This is a genomic window from Planktotalea sp. (assembly GCF_018607965.1).
Classification (GTDB): Bacteria; Pseudomonadota; Alphaproteobacteria; order Rhodobacterales; family Rhodobacteraceae; genus Planktotalea.
The window spans coordinates 1-20,581 of the sequence record NZ_JABBAM010000125.1 but is presented as its reverse complement, the minus strand read 5'-3'; the positions used below and the strand labels follow the sequence as shown (position 1 = coordinate 20,581).

The window sequence follows — 20,581 nt, the reverse complement described above, 5'->3', positions numbered from 1 at the left end:
CTAGCAATCCGTTACCACGTTAGGGTTTTGCGCCGCTTGCGCGTCGCTGTAGCGGGGGCGCTGCCCCCTTGGCCTTTGGCCAATTCCCCGGGATATTTTCGCAAAGGAGAAGAGATCAAGGCGTGACGACAATATTTCCTGTGTGCTTCTTTTCAACGAAGGCCGTTTGGGCCTCGCGGAGTTGAGCAAGTGGATAGGTCGCTGCAAGGGCTGGTTTAATCGCACCCTTTTCGATGTATTGGATCAGGTTTGGCATGACTTCGGGGGCGATGACCGTTGAACCCGTGAACGTTAGATCGCGCAGGTAGAATGTGCGCAGGTCGAGCTCGACCATAGGACCCGCAATTGCGCCTGAACATGTATAACGACCACCGCGTTCGATGATGTCGATGAGCGTGGGCCAGTACGGGCCACCAACGATATCTGCAACAACTGTGATTTTCTCTGTGCCAAGCGTTTTACGAAGATTGGTTGGCGCACGCGCGATGATAAGGTCAGGGCCAAGCGCTGCCACGTCTTTGTGTTTCGCCTCGGACGCCATCGCGATGACATGTGCGCCGCGACCTTTGGCGAGTTGCACGAGAGCACCGCCAACGCCACCAGATGCACCTGGAACGAGAACTGTGTCTTTATCCGTAACATTGGCACGTGTGAGCATGCCCTCTGCCGTAGAATAAGAGCATGAGAAGGTCGCGAGTTCCACATCTGTAAGTTTAGAATTGACGGCAAGTGCGTTGCGCGAAGGCATGGTGGTGTATTCAGCAAAGCCGCCATTGCGTTCGGACCCGAAGTAACCTGTTTTATTGATGTCTGTCAGATCGCTAGGATCACGCAGCCAGTTGTCCTTGATCACGCGTTCACCAATGCGCTTGGGATCAACGCCTTTGCCAACTGCGATGATCGTGCCACATGCATCCGCGCCTTGTATGCGGGGGAAGGTGATCGGCGCGCCGCCCCACGACGGGTCATCCTCATTAACTGTTTCATAGCCCTCGTCAGAGGTCGCTGCAGTCACCGCTTTTGAATACCAGCCAACGCGCGTGTTTACGTCTGTGTTGTTCAGCCCGCATGCACCCACTTTGACCAAGACTTCGTCCGCTCGTGGTTCCGGCGTCTGCCAGTTTTCATGCAACTCGATTTGATCAAGACCGCCATGCCCCATCGTTACCATTGCGCGCATTGTTTTAGGGTGGGTCATGATTCAGGCTCTTTCATTGGGGTGGCGCAAATAGGTTAGCGGTGGATTGGGAACGCCAAGGTAGGCGTCTTTTGGTATCTTGATAAGGGATTTGATGCCGATGGCCGTTTTATCATCAGGTGCCAGCGCATCGATTGCCTTTGAGACAGCTATGAAGATCGGATCTGGGTCCTGAGATTTCGATGTTATCAGGGGCAGTGCGGGTGTCGGTGTGGTCCACTCTAAAACACGAAGTTTGTCAGCGAAGGGTTCAAACCGTTGGATCAGGCCCCAAGTGACTCCATCCAATGCGGCAATGTCAGCGCGCCCATCCGCGACAGCGGCGGCAGAGATATTGTGAGAACCTGTTGCGAGCAGGTTTTCGAATCAAAAGCCCTTTGCGGCAGAATGCGCATGAACAGAAGCAAAGCCAGACTGTGAATGTGTTGAATTGTAAGCCAGGCGTGCATCTTTGAAATCATCCAAAGCGACGCACGGATAATCGACGCGCACGACCAAAGGGCTACGAAAGTAACCAGCGGGACAATCTTGCATGCCGTAGTCAGGGGTGCCGACCAAATTAACCTTGTCCTTTAGCCAAATACGGTACGGCATCCCACAGGTTTGGCTGACGACCAGATTGGGGCTTTCCCAAACATCGAACGCATTCGCGTCGTTGGACAGGTGTTCAGGGCTGTCGATACCAACTACGCGCAATTCTTCACGGATCAGCGCCCAAAAGCGTGCATTCGCGCCCGCAAGTTCAGGACGGGCGTACATCATTAGGCTGGCAATCATACTACGGCTCTCTCACACGGCATTGGATTTGCGCGTTACTTGAGCCAAGCAACAGTCACACGCAAGGGTTAGCCGTTGAGGATCAGATCACTTGCTTTTTCGCCGATCATGATCGCTGGGGCATTGGTGTTGCCACTGACGATCTCTGGCATGATCGAACAATCCGCAACCCGCAGTCCCGCGATGCCATGCACACGCAGCTTGTCATCAACGACAGACATCGCATCGTGGCCCATTTTGCAGGTGCCCGTCGGGTGATAAATAGAGGCGGTGTTGCCCCGCACCCAATCCAGCGTTTCGTCATAGTTATCGATATCAAGCGACGCATGGGGCCGGAATTCTTCGGAGATTTTCGCAGCCAAGGGTTCTTGACGCGCAATCGTGCGCGCGATGTTCACACCTGCGACAGCAGTTCTGCAATCGGTCTCAGTCGCAAGGTAGTTGGCGTGGATCTTGGGGTAGGCCATTGGATCAGCGCTAGCAAGTTTGATTTCACCCTTGGATTCGGGGCGCAACTGGCAAACGGACATAGTGAATGCCGCGAATTTATCTGCACCTTTGCCGGGGTTTTCGGCTGACAAGGGTTGTACGTGGAACTGAATGTCGGGTGTTTCCAGATCATCGCGCGTTTTCAAGAATCCCGTCGCAAGACTGGCTGCCATAGCCATCGGGCCAGAGCGCGTTGTAATATATTTCAGACCGATCTTAGCCTGACCAAAGAGCGAACCCACCTCATTGTTCAACGTCGGTTCGTTGCATTTATAGACAAGGCGCGCTTGCAGATGGTCCTGCATATTTTTGCCAACACCTTTGAGATCGGCAACGACTTCGATGCCATGCTCTGCCAGTTGCTCAGGATCACCAATGCCAGACAGCATCAACAGTTGAGGCGAATTGATCGCGCCCCCCGAGATCACAATCTCTTTGGCCGCGTTGACAGTTTGGATAGTCCCAGCGCGGTCCTTGTAACGCACGCCCGTCGCGCGCTTGCCCTCGATCACAATGTTTTGCGCTTGGGCGTGTGTGATGATTGTCAGGTTCGCACGCGATTTCGCAGGGCGCAGGAACGCAGCGGCAGAAGAACAGCGCAAACCGTTCTTAGCCGTCAGTTGGAAGAAACTGACGCCCTCTTGATCTGCACCGTTGTAATCCGGGTTAAACGTGTAACCAGCGGCCTCCGCGGCCTCGATCCATGCATCTGTAATAGGGCGTTGAATCCGCATGTTGGACACCGACAACTCGCCACTGTCATTGTGAAACTCATTCGCGCCGCGTTCATTATTCTCTGAGCGCTTAAAGAGCGGCAGCACATCTTCCCATGCCCAGCCCACATTGCCCATTTGGCGCCAACGATCATAATCTTGCGGCTGTCCACGCACATAGAGAAGGCCGTTCAGCGAAGAAGAGCCCCCCAACACCTTGCCGCGCGGCCATTCAATAGAGCGCCCGTTCAAGCCAGCTTCTGGTTCAGTTTTATAGCACCAGTCCACTTTCGGATTATGAATCGTTTTGAAATATCCAACCGGAATGTGAATCCACGGATTACTATCCTTGCCCCCCGCTTCCAGCAAAATGACACGATTCTTTGGGTCTGCACTAAGGCGGTTTGCGAGAACACAGCCAGCAGAACCAGCCCCCACAATGATATAATCTGCCTCCACGACGTGCCCCTTTTCGTCCAATGTCAAAAAAAACTCTATGCAGAATACAATTTGTAAGCTAGCCTTTTTTTGAAACAAAACGTCTCATTAATTAGCAAACCGGGAGATAGCTATGAGCACAAGTAACAAAATCAATCACCTAACACGTCGGGACCTGTTTAAGGTCGCCGGTCAGTACGGCATGAGCTCGACGCTTATGGCTGCAGGTGCCTTCGGCGGCGCGATGAGCCTTGCAAACTTGGCTTCCGCAGCAGAATCCACATATGAAAAGCGCTTCGCAAAAGAGCCTAAGCACACGCTTAAGTTTGGTGCGGCTGGCTTTAACGCACGCAACCTTCTGATCGAGCGCGCTGGCGCTTTGGAATTCGCTCGTGACCTCGAATCACGCTCCGACGGTGAGATTCGTGTTGAGTTCATCGGCGACAACCAGATCTGTGGTCAGGTTTCTTGCGTTGAGAAATGTCAGCAGGGCATCGTAGATATCTACGCGGCGTCTACACAGAACTCTGCGGGTGGTGCGCCATACCTCAACGTTTTGGACTATGCATACCAGTTCCGTAATCGCGCAGACCAGTATCACTTCCTTTATCACCCAGATTCACAACGCCTTCTGCGTGATCCATATGAAAAGCGTCATGGTCTGAAATTCTTGTTCTCACATGCTGAACTTCGCGGCATCCAGTTGGGTTTGAAGTGGGAAGACAAAGAGACAGTCACATCTGTTGAGCAGCTTGCTGGCACAAAGAACCGTGTAACAGGTACACAGCTTGGCCGTATCGCCATGACTGCGATGAACCTGAACCCAGTTCCAGTTGCGTGGGAAGAAACACTCGACGCGCTTAAGACTGGCCTTATCGACGGTGCGGAGACATGGTCTTCAGCGGTTGCTTACGCGAACATGGCACCTGTTGTGTCTCAGTCTGTATATCTCGACTTCTTCTGCGGTACAGAGCACACAGCGATGAACGCAGGCGTCTTTGACGGTCTGTCCGGCGAGTTGCAGGACGTTGTCATGGAAAGCTCTTACTGGGCACAGACACACGTTCAGGCAGCGAACGAAGCTGCGCTGGTTAAAACAGTTGGTGTTTCTGACCCAATCCTTCCAGACACAATCTTCGCGAAGAACAACGTGCGTAACGCGTTCCTCTCCAAGGAAGAGAAGCGTAAAGCGGAAGAGATGTGCTCACCTGAGTTCCAACCACAGCTGTGGGAAGAGTGGCGCGAGCGTCTTAACGGATGGTCCGGCGGTCAGGACACGTACCAGGATATCTACAACATCTCTCGTGAGATTGACGAAGATACGCTTCCTGAGAACGTTGAGCCACGTCGCTGGTGGAAAGCATAAGTCTTTACTGGCTTTAAGTAAAAACGAGCCGGTCCAAAGAGTTTTGGGCCGGCTTTTTTATTCCCAGACCGCATAAATGCGGCATAGTGGGATCACGTAATTCATAGGGGAGGGTGCCAGATGTCTATCTGGTCAGACATGGTCACAATCGTCAGCGCGACGCTGAGTGGCGATATCAATTTCAAAGTTGTTCAGGCCTATCGTTCCGAAGCCGCTTGGTTCGTTTTCGGACCCCTGACACTCATCGGTGCGATCTTGTTCTATTATCGCGAACGCTTTGCTGAACGCCTTGAGGAACGCCTTGGGTATTCAGTCACAAAGATCACGCACCCGATCATCTCTGTTTTGTTGCTGCTTGGAATGCTTGCTGCATTCTTACCGGGCATAAACGACCTTCTTCTTACATTGACTGCGGGCACACTGGCCCTTCTTGTCGTCTTTGGCCCGATCATCCTGATCCTGTTCGAACGCACACCCGAACGCACGATCGTGATTTATTGCTACATCATCATGGCCGCGATCATCTTTATTGGCGTGATCCAGCGCTTTGTCTTTTCCGTGCAGGTGCCGTGGTCAACGACCATTCCACCCCTGCTCTTTATGATCATGGCTTGGTTCGGCGCAACGTTTAACATTCGCCTGCGCACGCACCTTGGCTTTTCTGAATTCCGCACCAAGCTCGGCCCTAAAGGCCAGCTCTTCTGGCTGACGTTCGACAACGTTCTGTGGCTGATCTTCTGCATCATTCTCGTGACAACCATGTCGCGCGGCACGGTCAACACCTATGACAACTTCGCCATCGTGCTTGGCACAGATGACATCATGCGCTGGTGGTTCGTCGTGACCATGCCCGTATGTTTCATGTTGCTCGCCACGCGCGCCCTTGAAAACGTGGTTGAAGACTTCGCCAAACACAAATCAGGCGAACCCCTGATCAAACAAGCTGTTATCGGAGGGGATGTATAATGGTTGATTCAACTTGGATTACGATTATTTCGCTGGCCTGCACGTTCCTGTTCATGATGGGAACACCTGTTTTGCTGGTGATCTTCTATTGGGTCGTCGGCTGTAGTTTCGTCATCGATTTGACACTCGACAACACGGGCGGCGAACTGCTGAACGTCTTCAAAGACGGGTTTGCATTGCTTGCCATGCCACTGTTCATTCTGACGGGTGACCTGATCAACAAATCAGGGATCGCCAAACGATTGTCAGACTTTGCGTATTCCTGCCTTGGCTGGATCCGTGGTGGTTTGGCAATGGCAGCCATCGGCGCATGCGGATTGTTCGCGGCGATCTCTGGATCGAACTCTGCAACAACGGCCACCATCGGTTCGATGCTTCACCCTGAAATGGTCAAAGGCGGATATGACGAACGCTTCTCGGCAGCGACTGCTGCGGCGGGCGGAACCGTGGGTATCATTATCCCACCGTCGATCATCTTCATCGTTTATGGCTTCTTGATGAACCTTCCGATCTCGGAACTCTTCATCGCGGGTATCGTCCCCGGTTCGTTGATGGTCTTCGCCATGATGGCAACGTGCTTCATCGTTTGCTCTATCAACGGCTGGGGCATCTTGATCGCTCTGTCGTTCAAGCGTGTTTTGAAAACAGCAATTGGCGCATGGCTCGGCTTCTTCGCGATTGGTCTGGTTCTGTGGGGGATTTACACAGGTAAATTCTCACCCACAGAAGCGGCTGGTGTGACAGTTGGCTTTGGTATCATCGTTGCTTTGACCAGCTATCCGTTGAACAAACTGATGGGCACAGATGCCGACACACCGATCGCGGATCGCTCTATCAGTTCGATGTTCGTTGTCGAGGGCTTCCGCCTCAAAGACATCCCATCGGTTGTTGTGCGCTCTGCACAGATCTCGGGTATCTTGGCACCGCTAATTGCAGTTTCTGTTGTGATGCAACAAATTCTATCGCTGCTTGGCGCCCAAGAAGTCATCGGTGGTTTCGTCACCAGTATGGGTGGATACTATCCCATTCTGTTCACAGCGATGGCGATTGTTTTCGTGGCTGGCATGGTTCTGGAATCCCTGCCTGTGACGATCATTCTGGCACCAATCTTGGCGCCTATCGCGGCAAGTGTTGGGGTTGATCCCGTCCACTTCGCGGTGATCTTCCTTGTGGGTGCCTCCATTGGCTTTATTACGCCCCCCTACGGTTTGAACCTCTATGTCGCATCTGGTGTGACGGGGGTTCCGTATTTCAGGCTTCTGCGGTATTCAACGATGTACCTAGTGGCGCTGATCACTGTTTGGATCATGGTCGCTTTGATCCCAGAACTAGCGCTCTTCCTCGTGCCAAACAGGTAACCGTTAATGCCCGACGACCTCAAATCCGAACAAGAGACGCAGATTCCCACGAACCTGCGCCTCTTGCTATTGGTCGAAGAGATCGCAAAGGCCGGAATCCCCCTCAAGCCGATGCAGCTTGCAGACGCTTTGGGACTTCCCAAACCAACAATCCATCGCCTTTTGCAAACTGCAGAGGCGAAGGGGTTTTTACAGCGTGATCTGGACGGTCGTTCCTACGGCCCCGGTCCACGCCTGCGCCAAATTGCGGTACACACAATGTCCTCCGAGCGCCTGCGCACGGGTCGTCTTGCGATCCTTAAGGCCGTCGCAGAAGAGATCGGTGAAACCTGCAATCTTGCCACGCCAGATCGCGAAGGCATGACCTATCTGGATCGCGTCGAAACCAAATGGCCCCTACGCATTCAGCTGCCCATCGGCACACAAGTACCGTTCCACTGCACAGCCAGCGGCAAGATGTACCTCTCCACGCTGCGCGAACGCACGTTAGAGGCGGTTCTTAGTTCCATGCCCTTGAACCCCCTCACTGAACAAACGATCACCACGCCAACTGCCCTTCGCAAAGAACTCTCTGACACGCGCGAACGCGGCTATTCCCAAGACGATCAGGAATTCATGTCTGGCATGACCGCCTTGGCCGTTCCCGTGAACGACAGTACAGGCCGCTTGATCGCTACACTTTCTGTTCATGCACCCGATCAACGCCATTCCGTCCCTGATCTACTGCAATTTTTGCCTGTTCTTAAAGCCGCCGCTGAAAGACTGTCAGAGCTGCACGGAAGCTAAAGCGTCACATACGCATCGCTTTGCCTTTTGGATCGTAGGGCGAGGGCGCAATGACTTTTGCAGCCCGTTCAACACTGACGATATGCACACTTAAATCCGTTCCCTCAGACGCACTCCCAACATCAACCAAACCCATTGCATAGGATTTGCCCAACGTGTGGCCGTATCCGCCAGAGGTCACGAAACCGACCTTCTTACCGTTCTGCCAGATCGGTTCGTATCCGCTTGCATCGGCACCCTGTGCGTCCACGGCCAGCGTCACCTGAACCTGCGCAGGCCCATTGCCATCACGCTCTGCAATCGCTGCATCACGACCCACGAAATCCTGCTTGTCGAAATCAATCCAACGGTCCATCGCCGTCATCGCGGGCGTATAGCCTTGGGTAAACTCAGCAGACCAAACCCCATAAGATTTCTCCAACCGCAAACTCATCATCGCGTTGAAACCGATCTCTTTGATCCCGATATCAGCACCCGCCTCCAGCAGCGTTTTGCGCAGTGTAATGTGATCACCCATGCAGCAATGGATTTCATATCCCAACTCACCCGTCACCGACATGCGCCCAACCTTACAGCGCAGCATCCCGATATCGAATTCGCCACAACCCATGAAGGAGAGTTCACCCACAGGACCATCAGACAGCTTTTCAATCACTCTACGTGCGTTCGGACCTGACAGCGAAAAACCACACATCTCATCGCCCAAATCACGCACCTGCACATCCGCGCCCATGTGGTCATCAAACCAACGCATGTGCCAACGGCGCAGATAATAGCTACCCATGATCCAATACGTCCCATCGCCCCAGTTGAACAACGTCAAATCACCCTTCAAACGACCATCCTCGCCCAGCGCAACAGCCAGACGCGAACGACCCACTTTGGGCAGTTTCGTCGCAAAAATCGTGTTCAACCACGCCTCTGTCCCCTCGCCCGACACCTCGAACCGCGAAAAGCCCGAGATATCGAGCAGACCCACGTTTTCACGCACCGCTTTGCACTCTGCTGCGACGATACCAAACGCGTTCGACCGCTTCAGCGATGGCGTTTCCTCGAACCCTTTGCCACCGAAATACAGCGGCACCTCAAGGTCCCAGCTTTGCCCCCACTGGCATCCCGCCTCGGTCATATCACTATAGGCAGGTGCCATTTTCAAAGGGCGACCCGCTGGCAATTGCTCGTTCGGATAGGTCATCACGAAACGGCGCGTATAGAACTGACCCGTCGTTTCCTTGATGTACTGTTTGTTCTCTGCCCAAACGCCATAACGCGAGACGTCCATGCCGTAAACGTCCGCTTCTGGTTCACCGTTGATGATCCATTCGGCAAGCGATTTGCCCACACCGCCACCTTGCAAGAAACCCGCCATGACAGCGCAAGCCGTCCAATATCCGCGTTTCCCCGGAACAGGCCCCACCAAAGGGTTCCCATCGGGCGAGAACGTGAACGCACCGTTCACCCACGTCTTCACACCCACATTCTGCAAATCAGGATAGCGTTCAAACCCCATGATCAGCTCTTTTTCAATGCGATCCGTGTCTTCCTTTTGCAGCTCGAACCCGTACTCCCAAGGCGCGCCGTCCATCATCCAATGTTGGTGATCGACCTCGTAAATCCCCAACAACAAACCCTTCTGATCTTGGCGCATGTAGGTAAAGCCCTCGAGATCCACCGTCATAGGTACTTCGAAATCAAGCTCTGCCAATTTCGGGATCGTGTCAGACACAAGGTAGTGATGGTTCAATGGCGACACAGGCAATTCAATGCCCGCCATTCGCCCTACTTGCTTGGCCCAAAGACCCGCAGCGTTGACCACATGCTCGCAAGAAATCGTACCCTTCTCGGTCACAACCTCCCAGCCTTCTAACGTTTGGTTCAACTCTAGAACACGGTTATGCTCAATCACCTCAGCCCCGCGTTTCTTGGCCGCGCCCGCATAGGCGTGAACCGTGCCCGTGGTATCAACATACCCCTCACGATCCGCCCACATGCCGCCAAGCAATCCCTCACCCGACATGATCGGATTCAATTCGACCGCCTCTTCCACGCTGACCAAACGACAATCTTCAATCCCGATAGATTGGAACGTACGATACGCTGATTGCAGCCATTCCCAACGATCTGGCGTACCCGCCATCGTCAGACCACCCGTCATGTGCAGCCCAATGTTCTGCCCACTTTCCTCTTCAATCTCACTCAAAAGATCAATCGTGTAGGCCTGCAATTGCGCAATGTTAGGGTCTGCATTCAGCGCATGAATACCGCCCGCCGCATGCCACGAAGACCCCGCCGTCAGAACAGAGCGTTCGATCAAACACACATCCGACCAACCCATTTTGGCCAAGTGATATAGAACCGAGGTGCCAACAACGCCCCCACCAATAACGACCACTCTGTAATGCAATTTCATAGCAATTCTCCCACGCGCTGCGGAACAGGTTCTAAGGCCATGCCGCGATGCTCTGGTCTAAAAGCGACAAGATGTGTCGCTAAATCTGCCTCCACGCATCTGGCGTTTGATCCGTCCATCCTTTGAACGCACGGAAAAAGGCACTGGGTTCAGCGTACCCAAGGTAATGCGAAATGTCCGCAACAGATAACCTAGTGTCCCGCAACAAACCTTGCGCACGGTCCCGCCGCAAATCAGATTTCAAACCGCGATAGCTATGCCCTTGCTGCGCAAGCTGTCGTCGCAAAGTCGGCGTGCTCATTCCCAGCTCTTTCGCAAGCGCGGGGAACGCTGGCCACTCCAAAGGATCACGCGCTTTCAGCAGGTCCATAACTGCACCCAACGCCCCCTCATCATACTTATACCCCGTCAGAAAAATACCCGGCGAGGCACGCAAAAACCGCTTCAGCGCCGCTTCACTTCGATCCACAGGACGGCGCAAATAGCGCGCATCAAATGACAGCGCGCCTTGCTTTGCTTTAAACGTCACAGGCGCACCAAAGAACTGGTGATAGTCGCCCACATGACGTGGTTCTTGGCAGGTAAAATCCAGCGCATGCAAAGGGATACGCGCGCGCGCCAACCAACAGGTCAGCCCATGCAAGATCACCCAGAACGTGCGATACGCAAACGCGCTGCGATCCGTTTGGGTATCATGCAACGTAATCTGCGCTTTGCCAGCACTCACACTTAGCGTCCCATACGGCTCATCAATCGCCACCCTCAGAAACCGCAAGGCACGGCGCAAAGCGACCTCAACCGTCGGCGCGCTACGCACTGCGTGACCCATCAGCGCGAAACTACCCGGTCGCATAGGCCGCGCTGCATTGCCAAAAAACTCGTCGTTCATCGCCTCTGCAATTCCCAGCCACAGCCGACCAAATGCATCGCCAGCAACCTGCCCACCCCCAGGCGCATCAATCTGCGCTGTCTCCAGTAGGCGCGAAATATCAACGCCCCCACGACGCGCACAATCCAGCGCTTCGCTGACAAAGGCATTCGAGATAAATGTTTCAGACATGGTAAAATAGATCACAATAGTTGACGGCTTTCAGCATAGTTTGCCAGTCACCTTTGGTCTAGCCTAAGATCAACACAAGGGAGCATACTCATGTCCACCACTGACCCCATCGTTATCGTTTCCATCGCACGCACCCCCATGGGCGGGTTCGAGGGCGATTTCGCGAACACATCCGCCGCCACGCTCGGCGCAGCCGCGATCAAGGCTGCTGTCGAACGTGCGGGCCTTGCACCCGACGCTATCGAGGAAGTCGCATTCGGCAACGTGCTCAGCGCTGGCCAAGGCCAAGCTCCCGCACGCCAAGCCGCCTTGGGCGCGGGCCTCCCCCTTAGCGCGACCTGCACAACGCTGAACAAGATGTGTGGCTCTGGCATGAAGGCCACGATGTATGCGCACGATATGCTCTACGCAGGCTCTGCTAACGTGGTCGTCGCGGGCGGCATGGAAAGCATGTCCAACGCACCCTACCTGCTTCCCAAAGCGCGCGCAGGTCTGCGCATGGGCCACGCGGAAATGAAGGACCACATGTTCTTTGACGGGCTAGAGGACGCCTACGACAAGGGTCGCCTGATGGGCACTTTTGCTGAGGATTGCGCCGAAACATATCAGTTCACGCGCGAGGCACAGGACGACTACGCCATCGCCTCTTTGGACCGCGCAGTCGCGGCAATTGACGGCGGTCACTTTAACGGTGAGGTCACGCCCGTCACCGTGCAGAACCGTCGCGAAGACAGTCTAGTCACAACCGACGAACAGCCCGCCAAGGCCAAGCGCGACAAGATTCGCAACCTACGTCCCGCGTTTCGTAAGGACGGCACGGTGACGGCGGCCAACTCGTCCTCTATCTCTGATGGCGCCGCCGCAATGGTAATGATGCGCGCTTCTGAGGCGGAAAAACGCGGGTTAACCCCCCTCGCCCGCATGGTCGCGCACACAAGTTACGGCGACAAACCGGGCCTGTTCCCCACGGCCCCCATCGGATCGCTGAACAAGCTATCCGAGAAAACGGGCTGGGCGCTCAAAGACGTGGACCTGTTCGAAATTAACGAAGCCTTCGCCGTCGTTCCCATGGCCGCAATGCACGCGCTCGGCCTGCCCCACGACAAGGTGAACGTCCACGGCGGCGCATGCGCCCTAGGCCACCCCATTGGCGCTTCAGCCGCACGCATAATGGTAACCCTCATAGGCGCACTACAAGCACGTGATATGAAACGCGGCATCGCCTCGGTCTGTATAGGCGGCGGCGAAGCAACAGCAGTCGCATTGGAGATGATGCAATGATCTTAGACGAAACCCAAGAAGCCATCCGCGACATGACCCGCCAGTTTGCCCAAGAGGTGCTTTGGCCCAAAGCCGCCGAGCGCGACAAATCCTGCGAATTCCCACGCGCCGAACTGAACCAAATGGGCGAACTCGGCCTTATGGGTATGCTGGTCCCTAATGAATACGGCGGCTCTGACACGGGTGCCATCGCTTACGCATTGGCGCTAGAGGAAATCGCAGCCGGCGACGGACCTGTCTCGACGATCCTCTCTGTGCATAGTTCGGTCGGCTGTGTGCCGATCCTGAAATACGGAACCGAAGCGCAGAAACAGAAATACCTTCCCAAACTGGCAAGCGGCGAATGGATCGGCGGTTTCGCGTTGACCGAACCCCAAGCAGGTTCAGACGCATCCAACCTGAAAACCACCGCAGTGCGCGACGGCAATCACTATGTCCTAAGCGGCGCAAAGCAGTTCATCACCTCCGGCAAGAACGGCCAAATGATCATCATCTTCGCGGTCACCGACAAAGCCGCTGGCAAACGTGGCATCAGCGCCTTCATCGTCGAAACGGACACGCCCGGCTACGAAGTCGTACGCGTTGAAGACAAGCTAGGTTTGAACTGCACCGACACATGCCAACTTGCTTTCACAGACATGCGCGTACCCGCCGAAAACCTGCTCGGCGAAGAGGGTCAGGGATATAAAATCGCGCTCGCCAACTTGGAGGGTGGACGCATCGGCATCGCAGCCCAAGCCGTCGGCATGGCGCGTTCCGCTTTGAAAGTCGCTCGCGATTACGCAGCTGAGCGCACAGCATTCGGCACCCCAATCACCAATCACCAAGCCGTCGGTTTCCGTCTTGCGGATATGGCGACCCAAGTCGAAGCCGCCCGCCAAATGGTGCTGCACGCGGCGTCCCTAAAAGAAGCAGGCATCCCGTGCCTGAATGAGGCATCCATGGCCAAACTCTTCGCCTCTGAAATTGCCGAAAAAGTCTGCTCCGACGCAATCCAAACCCACGGCGGCTATGGCTACCTCTCGGATTACCCCGTCGAACGCATCTACCGCGACGTGCGCATCTGCCAAATCTACGAGGGCACCAGCGATGTGCAACGCCTCGTCATCGCGCGAAACCTAGATCAGGTCGCTTGATCCTCGGATGCGTCCACATTTTGGGCGCATCCTCTTCAACCACCTTATCAAACGCGCGCTTCATGTCCTTTAGCTTGGAACTCGCAGATTTTCCCAGTTTGGCCTCAACACCCGCCAACTGACCACTTTTGAACAATGGCTGCGCAGCCCGCGCCATTCCCCCAAACAAGGGCGCACGAATAACACCATTGGCAATCATACTCGCATACAGCTCTGAGGCCGCCGCCTGGGATATGTGAAGTTGCTGCGCCAACAAAGCAGGCGACGCACGGTTCTGCGCACGCGCAATCGCCACGGCCCACGCGTATAACGGACCCGTCGCAGGCTTCACAGCCGCCGCAATGCTAGGTAAAGGAAGGGCAGCAGCAAATGCGCCACCGATGAGGCTAGTATTAAAGGTTCGTCTATCCATACGCACTATATGGGATCGCTCCACTAAAATTGCGAGTCATTCGCAACTAAAAACCCAGATTACCTCTTCACCTTTTAAAAATATCCTCGGGGGTCTGGGGGTGAAACCCCCAGCCGATCGGATCGCGCAAGCGATTCGAAAACACTAAAGAACCTTGATCACATCTTTATCAATCGCCAGCATATACCCCTTGCGGGCGATATTCTTCACCAACAACTCACTGACCATCTGATTGCCCAAACCATCACGTAAACGCTTGATCCGCGTGGCCCCCGCGGCCTCTTCGCAATCCACAGAACTGCGTCCAGAAATCACGCCCTCAATCTCGGCACCCGTCATCACATCATCATCCATGCGGGCCTCTGCCAAAACCGACAATGTCTCCATCGCCGCATCGGTCAATTTGAACCCCATGTTATTCAAATAAACCGTCTTCTCTTCGCGCGAGATCAACAGCGAAGACACTTGAATCCCCGACCGCTCGATCTGCGCCATACGGCGGTTCAACACGATCAACATGACAAGGAATACGACCGCAGCAATCAGCAAGGAAGTTGCAAAGATCAGCAACACGAAAATCACAAAGCGATAGGATGCCAAGGTTTCAGAAAACGACGTCCCGGACTGTGCAAGGATCTCAAGCAGTTTGATCTCGGACTGGCTCGTCAGATCATCATTCTCGATGAATATCTGCTCAACCCGCAAGTTAAACGCGTTCGCATCAGGTAGGTTCGCGAACAGAATAACAGCCGCTACAAATAGAATGCCAACAATCGCCGCCAACCCAATGACGACGATCCTGTTACCTGTTCTGCGCGCGTCCGCTGCTGTGGCTGTCTCGTCTTGCACTGTCATTTTCCCACTTAATTTTCAGAGACTGACAAAACCTTAAGCAAAGTCCAGCCCCTTGAGGCAAGCGCAGCTTGAACCTTGGACGTCGCAGCAGATACAGAACACGGTCCAGAGACCGTCATCGAACTGTGCTCAAGACGCAAAGGGTTGTCCTGCTTGGCCTTATAGACCGCAGTACAATCGGCAGCGGCGGCACTAGAAAAGACAACCAGAAACGCGGCAGCGGCGAGATATGTAATGTGATGTTTCATGCCACTCTAGATGCCCTCAAGCGCGATGTTTTTCAATAACAATGGTCATGTGCGCCAGCGTTATTGGATAACAACGCGTTGATATTGCCTGCCAACAGGGGGTGACCCCAGATTGATCCCATCAAGTTCGCCAATCACTGGGGGACACCAACCAAGTCAGGATCAAAACATGCACCGCACGTTTATCTCAACTATCATTGCTGCCGCTCTCACAATTACAGGCATCTCTTCCACTATGGCTCAAGCCGGTGAATACCGCCGCGCGCCACAGGTTCATCACCGCAACCAGAACACCGTTGATCCCCTTGCTGCGGCCATTGCCGGCGTCGTTGCCCTCGCGATCATTGGTAAAGCGATTGACAACAATGGCGGCTTCAAAAAGAACTCACATCCACAAAAGAAATATGTGCAACCCCAGCGCAGTCACAAACAACAGCGTGCGCATCGCGGGCACAACACCCACCGCCAGTTCAGCAATAACGGTCATAACAATCGTCGCGCAAACGAATGGCACCGTCACGGTAATGGCCACGGTCACAAGCACCCACATGGCCGACGTCACCACCGCGGCCGTCACTAACCAAGCTTGAGCAGCCGCGATGCCCCACTCCGGGCATCGCACATACGGGAAAGCGCGCAGTTGGACATGACTGCGCGCTTTTTCTATGGAGGGGCAACACGTCTCCTATAGGGAACAAAACGCGATGACTTTGCTTGGCCCCGATTATTCCTTTGAACATGCCGCACAGATGCGCGGGCTGCATTTGGTTGCAGGCGTCGATGAGGTAGGACGCGGCCCCCTAGCGGGACCTGTAACCGCTGCCGCAGTTATCCTTGATCCGGCGCACATCCCCGAGGGGCTGAATGATAGTAAAAAACTGACTGCGAAAAAGCGCCAAGCCTTGCACGACGAACTGCTGCTCTGTGCAGATGTCTGCATTGCGCATGCCACTGTCGAAGAAATTGACGAGATAAACATCCTGCGCGCCTCGCATTTGGCGATGGAGCGCGCGGTGGCTGGTCTAAAACAGCGCCCCGATCACCTGTTGATAGATGGAAATATGATTCCACGCGGTTTGACGGGCTCATCCGAGGCAATTGTGAAGGGGGACGCACGTTCTGTTTCGATTTCGGCTGCCTCAATTGTGGCCAAAATCTGTCGAGATTATGTCATGTGGGATTTGGCGCAACACTACCCCGGATATGGCTGGGAGACGAACGCAGGTTATCCGTCCAAAAGCCACAAAGCCGCACTGCAAAAACTGGGGGTAACCCCACACCATAGACGTTCGTTCAAACCCGTACACAACATGTTGTATCAAGAAAAATAACTAACCTATTGTTTAAAAAAAGAAATTGACCCCGAATCAGGTTTGACTCACATTGGTACTCATCCACAGAGCGCAAAAGCGCCGGTATATGAGGCAAGTTATGACAGTAAAACCCAAGGTGCAGGCTCCGGCCACGCTGCCCCTAAACACGATTCAATCTGGCGACTGCATCGACGTGATGAACAGCTTGCCAGAAAACTCAGTTGATCTGATTTTTGCCGACCCCCCCTATAACCTGCAGCTCAAAGGTGATCTGCACCGCCCCGACAACTCCCGCGTTGATGCGGTTGATGATCATTGGGACCAATTTTCCTCGTTTGCCGTTTATGACAAGTTTACCCAAGGCTGGCTCAAAGCGGCGCGCCGATTACTCAAACCCAATGGTGCTATTTGGGTAATCGGCTCATATCACAACATCTTTCGGGTGGGGTCTGCGTTGCAAAACGAAGGCTACTGGATCCTGAACGATGTGGTTTGGCGCAAGTCCAACCCAATGCCAAACTTCCGTGGCAAGCGTTTTACCAACGCACATGAAACCATGATCTGGGCCTCCAAATCCGAGGGTGCGAAGTACACGTTCAACTACGAAGCACTGAAATCCTTGAACGAGGGCATTCAAATGCGCTCTGACTGGGTGCTTCCGATTTGCACAGGCCACGAACGTCTGAAGGATGAGCACGGCGACAAAGCACACCCGACACAGAAACCTGAAAGCCTGTTGCACCGCATTATTGTTGGCTCAACCAACCCGGGCGACGTCGTTCTTGATCCCTTCTTCGGAACTGGCACCACAGGTGCGGTCGCGAAAATGCTAGGTCGTGAATACATTGGTATCGAACGCGAAGAAGCCTACCGCAAGGTTGCTGAAAAGCGCATCAAAGCGGTTCGCAAGTTTGATCGCGAAGCGCTGCGTGTTTCTACATCCAAGCGCGCTGAACCGCGTGTTCCCTTCGGCCAACTGGTTGAACGCGGCATGCTACGCCCAGGTGAGAACCTCTATTCCATGAACAACCGCCATAAGGCCAAAGTGCGCGCCGATGGCACTTTGATTGGCGATGATGTCAAAGGATCAATCCACCAGGTCGGTGCCGCCCTTGAAGGCGCACCAAGCTGTAATGGCTGGACCTACTGGAGCTTTAAGCGCGATGGCAAGACTGTGCCAATCGACGTGCTGCGCCAGCAGATCCGTTCAGAGATGGCCGAAAAGCCTATCTAGACGCGACCCCCAAGTTTCAAAGAACACCGCCGGTGCCTGTGTCCTGACTTCACAGCACCTACTAACCTCGCCTTGTTTACAGGGCGAGGGCTTTTTGGTTGTCTGCATTGACTGATCCGTCGCTTTGGCCGTCTAATCCAAGGGCCAGCGGAGAAAACAAATGACCAAAATCGATTTCAAGAAAACGCTCAAACCGCTTTACGCTCCATCCGCCAAGGATTTTGTCGTGGTGAACGTTCCCACGATAAATTTCATCAAAGTCGACGGTGCAGGGCCGCCCGGTAACCAAGCCTATACCGACGCCTGTGGTTGGCTATATCCCATCAGCTATGGCTTGAAATTCATGTCAAAAATTACGCTAGAACAGGACTATGTTGTGCCACCTTTGGAGGGGCTTTGGTGGGCAAACGACATGACGGCCTACACCGACGATCGTAGGGACGAATGGCTTTGGACCTTGATGATAATGGTGCCCGATTGGATCACGAACGACATGTATGCTCAGGCGCTTGAGACGGCAGCAACGAAGCTGGGTTCACCTCCAGCCACATTGCGGCTTGAGGCTTTCACAGAAGGCAAAAGCGTTCAAATCTTACACATCGGTCCCTTCAGCGAGGAAGGGCCAACACTCGCGCGTTTACACAACGAATACATGCCCGCGCAGGGTTTGGATTGGAACAGCAATCACCACGAAATCTACCTAAGCGATCCCCGCCGGACCGCCCCTGAAAAGCTGAAAACCGTTCTGCGCCAACCTGTTAAGTCAGTTTAACGCTCTCTCGTTTCCATGAATTGGTAGTTGATTGTAATCGTTGGGTAGGTCCAATCGTTCTGACCTCTGCGATCCTTGGCCGCACTTCGTTCCGCGAGCGCGCCAAAGATCATGCCACCCAAACCAGGGTTGTCGCCAGCCACATCACGTCCCGCTTGGACCTCAGTCGCATCAAACGCGCTGGCTGTAACACTACGTGCTATACCTTGGTACGTGCAGGTCACTTTCACAGGCTTGGACAGGTTGCCATAGTCAGGCAACAAAACTTTACCCGGCGTTCTAAAACTTGCCGAGAAATTTTCGCCCTGTAGCTGGCACGCAGCACCGCTTTGCGGTTCAATGATCGAGACGATTTTTGACATATCGCGTGGTGCAACGACTTGAACAAGCATTTCGTCATAGCCGAACAGAGCATTCGAACTTTGTGAAGAAAATGTCACTTCAGTCACAGCTTGGCGTGGGCCACCAGATGACACACAAGCCGAAAGTGCCATGCCAGAAAGAAGGATATATGCGATTTTCAATGAATGCTCCGCTATTGATTTTAGGTAATCCTATGGGAGCGTGACTCCCAAAGCAACGGTTTCACGAGAGGGCCGAAACTCAACTTGTTTAGCCCAGTTCTGCGATACCCGTTTGGGCCATCGCGATGCTTAGCTCATCGCTCCAAACGTCCCACATTTTGGCAAGTCCCGCTTCACCCCCAGCCGCAATCGCAAACTGTAGGGAGCGCCCGAAGAACGAATAGCTGGCCCCCGCGTGCATCGCTTTCAGCACGTCTTCGCCAGAGCGTAATCCACTGTCATAAAAGATCGGATATTCTGGCCCTAGGGCCGCGCGCATGGCAGGAAGCGAACTGAACGGCGATGGCGCGCTCTCTAACTGGCGCGCACCATGGCTCGACACTTGAACAGCATCCACACCAGCCGCTTTCAGCGCAACCGCGTCCTCAACATCCAGAACGCCCTTCACCACAAGGTTGCCGTCCCACGCATCGCGCAGACGTTTCAGCGTATCCCAATCAGCAGCCGCACGGCTTTCGGTGCGATCAAACTCATATCCATCCATCTCAAAATTCGCCATCTGCGGTTTGCCCGCAAACAGCGACGTCAGCGACCAATGGGGGTGCAACGCAAAGTCAATGAACTGCTTGGGACCAATGCGAAACGGCATCTTGAACCCATGACGCAATTCACGCGGACGGCGTCCGACTTCTGGCACGTCAGCCGTCAGAACAAGCGTCTCATATCCCGCCGCTTTCGCACGTTCGGCCAGTTTGAATGTCCCAACGCCATCGCCGCTAAAATATAGCTGAAACCACGCATGACCCTCGGCAACTTCGATGATCTTTTCCATCGGTGTAGAGGCCACAGTCGATACCCCATGGGGCACCTGAAACTTTGCCGCCAACCGCGCCAACATTAGGTCAGCGCCGGGGCCAGACAAATTACACATGCCCATCGGCGCAATGCCAAAGGGGCGCAGCGACGATTTGCCGAATAAAGATGTTGAAAGAGAGCGATCGCTCACATCGCGCAGAATGCGCGGGCGCAAGGTCGCCGCATCCATCGCCGCGCGATTGCGTTTCGCACCAGTTTCTTCGCCAGCAGCCCCATCGATATAGTCAAAAATCATCCACGGCAGGCGGCGTTTCGCAAGCCGCCGCGCATCACTCGCAGAGTGGATATGCGCGGCGGCCCAAGTCATTAGGCTTTGACCGCTTCCATGAAGCGATGACGGATCACAACAGGATCAAGCGTGATAACAGG

21 protein-coding genes are annotated in these 20,581 nt (G+C 54.3%); 10 read left to right on the top strand and 11 right to left on the bottom strand.

The features are described from left to right. Positions 1-115: 115 nt before the first annotated feature. The 4 genes from QZ279_RS11735 to QZ279_RS11720 all read right to left on the bottom strand — a co-directional run bounded on the left by QZ279_RS11735 (position 116) and on the right by QZ279_RS11720 (position 3,636). Entirely contained in the window at positions 116-1,198 is a 1,083-nt protein-coding gene (locus tag QZ279_RS11735; RefSeq protein ID WP_293451064.1) for an alcohol dehydrogenase family protein, read from the bottom strand. 3 nt (positions 1,199-1,201) lie between these two features. Further along, entirely contained in the window at positions 1,202-1,486 is a 285-nt protein-coding gene (locus QZ279_RS11730; protein ID WP_293451062.1) for a hypothetical protein, read from the bottom strand. A gap of 78 nt (positions 1,487-1,564) precedes the next feature. Further along, positions 1,565-1,960, bottom strand: a complete 396-nt coding sequence (locus QZ279_RS11725; protein WP_293451060.1) for a hypothetical protein — start codon at positions 1,958-1,960, stop codon at positions 1,565-1,567. Positions 1,961-2,043: 83 nt separating this feature from the next. Further along, positions 2,044-3,636, bottom strand: a complete 1,593-nt coding sequence (locus tag QZ279_RS11720) for a choline dehydrogenase (protein WP_293451058.1) — start codon at positions 3,634-3,636, stop codon at positions 2,044-2,046. A 112-nt stretch (positions 3,637-3,748) separates the two neighbouring features. On the opposite strand from QZ279_RS11720, the gene QZ279_RS11715 reads away from it, so the two are divergent. The 4 genes from QZ279_RS11715 (at position 3,749) to QZ279_RS11700 (ending at position 8,091) form a co-directional block, all read left to right on the top strand. Further along, positions 3,749-4,981, top strand: coding sequence for a TRAP transporter substrate-binding protein (locus QZ279_RS11715; RefSeq protein ID WP_293451056.1), 1,233 nt, complete (start codon positions 3,749-3,751; stop codon positions 4,979-4,981). A gap of 120 nt (positions 4,982-5,101) precedes the next feature. After that, entirely contained in the window at positions 5,102-5,947 is an 846-nt protein-coding gene (locus QZ279_RS11710) for a TRAP transporter small permease subunit (RefSeq protein ID WP_293451054.1), read from the top strand. Continuing rightward, the gene (locus QZ279_RS11705) at positions 5,947-7,305 is read left to right on the top strand and encodes a TRAP transporter large permease (protein ID WP_293451052.1); all 1,359 of its coding nucleotides are present in this window, start codon (positions 5,947-5,949) and stop codon (positions 7,303-7,305) included. Before QZ279_RS11710 ends, QZ279_RS11705 begins: the two co-directional genes overlap by 1 nt. A 6-nt stretch (positions 7,306-7,311) precedes the next feature. Next, entirely contained in the window at positions 7,312-8,091 is a 780-nt protein-coding gene (locus tag QZ279_RS11700) for an IclR family transcriptional regulator (protein WP_293451050.1), read from the top strand. A gap of 4 nt (positions 8,092-8,095) precedes the next feature. Here QZ279_RS11700 and QZ279_RS11695 read toward each other — a convergent pair whose 3' ends face one another. After that, positions 8,096-10,501: an FAD-dependent oxidoreductase gene (locus tag QZ279_RS11695; protein ID WP_293451048.1), complete on the bottom strand. Its 2,406-nt coding sequence runs from the start codon at positions 10,499-10,501 to the stop codon at positions 8,096-8,098. Positions 10,502-10,580: 79 nt separating this feature from the next. After that, on the bottom strand, positions 10,581-11,561 hold the full coding sequence (locus QZ279_RS11690; protein ID WP_293451046.1) for an AraC family transcriptional regulator: 981 nt from the start codon (positions 11,559-11,561) through the stop codon (positions 10,581-10,583). Between the two features lie 90 nt (positions 11,562-11,651). Here QZ279_RS11690 and QZ279_RS11685 point away from each other — a divergent pair, with 90 nt between their 5' ends. Continuing rightward, positions 11,652-12,842, top strand: coding sequence for an acetyl-CoA C-acyltransferase (locus tag QZ279_RS11685; protein ID WP_293451044.1), 1,191 nt, complete (start codon positions 11,652-11,654; stop codon positions 12,840-12,842). Then, positions 12,839-13,978 (top strand): acyl-CoA dehydrogenase family protein, encoded by a 1,140-nt coding sequence (locus QZ279_RS11680; RefSeq protein WP_293451042.1) that lies wholly within the window; start codon positions 12,839-12,841, stop codon positions 13,976-13,978. The genes QZ279_RS11685 and QZ279_RS11680 overlap by 4 nt, the downstream gene beginning before the upstream one ends. Here the strand turns inward: QZ279_RS11680 and QZ279_RS11675 are convergent. The 3 genes from QZ279_RS11675 to QZ279_RS11665 all read right to left on the bottom strand — a co-directional run bounded on the left by QZ279_RS11675 (position 13,947) and on the right by QZ279_RS11665 (position 15,493). After that, positions 13,947-14,390: a hypothetical protein gene (locus QZ279_RS11675; RefSeq protein ID WP_293451040.1), complete on the bottom strand. Its 444-nt coding sequence runs from the start codon at positions 14,388-14,390 to the stop codon at positions 13,947-13,949. The genes QZ279_RS11680 and QZ279_RS11675 overlap by 32 nt on opposite strands. 144 nt (positions 14,391-14,534) lie before the next feature. Further along, entirely contained in the window at positions 14,535-15,245 is a 711-nt protein-coding gene (locus QZ279_RS11670) for a hypothetical protein (RefSeq protein WP_293451037.1), read from the bottom strand. Positions 15,246-15,253: 8 nt separating this feature from the next. After that, positions 15,254-15,493, bottom strand: coding sequence for a hypothetical protein (locus tag QZ279_RS11665; RefSeq protein ID WP_293451035.1), 240 nt, complete (start codon positions 15,491-15,493; stop codon positions 15,254-15,256). A gap of 169 nt (positions 15,494-15,662) precedes the next feature. Here QZ279_RS11665 and QZ279_RS11660 point away from each other — a divergent pair, with 169 nt between their 5' ends. The 4 genes from QZ279_RS11660 to QZ279_RS11645 all read left to right on the top strand — a co-directional run bounded on the left by QZ279_RS11660 (position 15,663) and on the right by QZ279_RS11645 (position 18,812). Beyond that, the gene (locus QZ279_RS11660) at positions 15,663-16,073 is read left to right on the top strand and encodes a hypothetical protein (protein ID WP_293451033.1); all 411 of its coding nucleotides are present in this window, start codon (positions 15,663-15,665) and stop codon (positions 16,071-16,073) included. A gap of 124 nt (positions 16,074-16,197) precedes the next feature. Further along, a complete protein-coding gene (locus QZ279_RS11655; protein ID WP_293451031.1) occupies positions 16,198-16,824 on the top strand; it encodes a ribonuclease HII in 627 nt (208 codons plus the stop codon). 100 nt (positions 16,825-16,924) lie between these two features. Continuing rightward, positions 16,925-18,040: a site-specific DNA-methyltransferase gene (locus QZ279_RS11650; RefSeq protein ID WP_293451029.1), complete on the top strand. Its 1,116-nt coding sequence runs from the start codon at positions 16,925-16,927 to the stop codon at positions 18,038-18,040. Between the two features lie 160 nt (positions 18,041-18,200). After that, positions 18,201-18,812, top strand: coding sequence for a GyrI-like domain-containing protein (locus tag QZ279_RS11645; RefSeq protein WP_293451027.1), 612 nt, complete (start codon positions 18,201-18,203; stop codon positions 18,810-18,812). On the opposite strand, the gene QZ279_RS11640 is transcribed toward QZ279_RS11645, so the two are convergent. Both QZ279_RS11640 and QZ279_RS11635 read right to left on the bottom strand, forming a co-directional pair. Beyond that, positions 18,809-19,336, bottom strand: coding sequence for a hypothetical protein (locus QZ279_RS11640; protein ID WP_293451025.1), 528 nt, complete (start codon positions 19,334-19,336; stop codon positions 18,809-18,811). The two genes, QZ279_RS11645 and QZ279_RS11640, sit on opposite strands and share 4 nt — an antisense overlap. Positions 19,337-19,424: 88 nt before the next feature. Then, on the bottom strand, positions 19,425-20,519 hold the full coding sequence (locus QZ279_RS11635) for an alpha-hydroxy acid oxidase (RefSeq protein WP_293451023.1): 1,095 nt from the start codon (positions 20,517-20,519) through the stop codon (positions 19,425-19,427). Positions 20,520-20,581 lie beyond the last annotated feature (62 nt).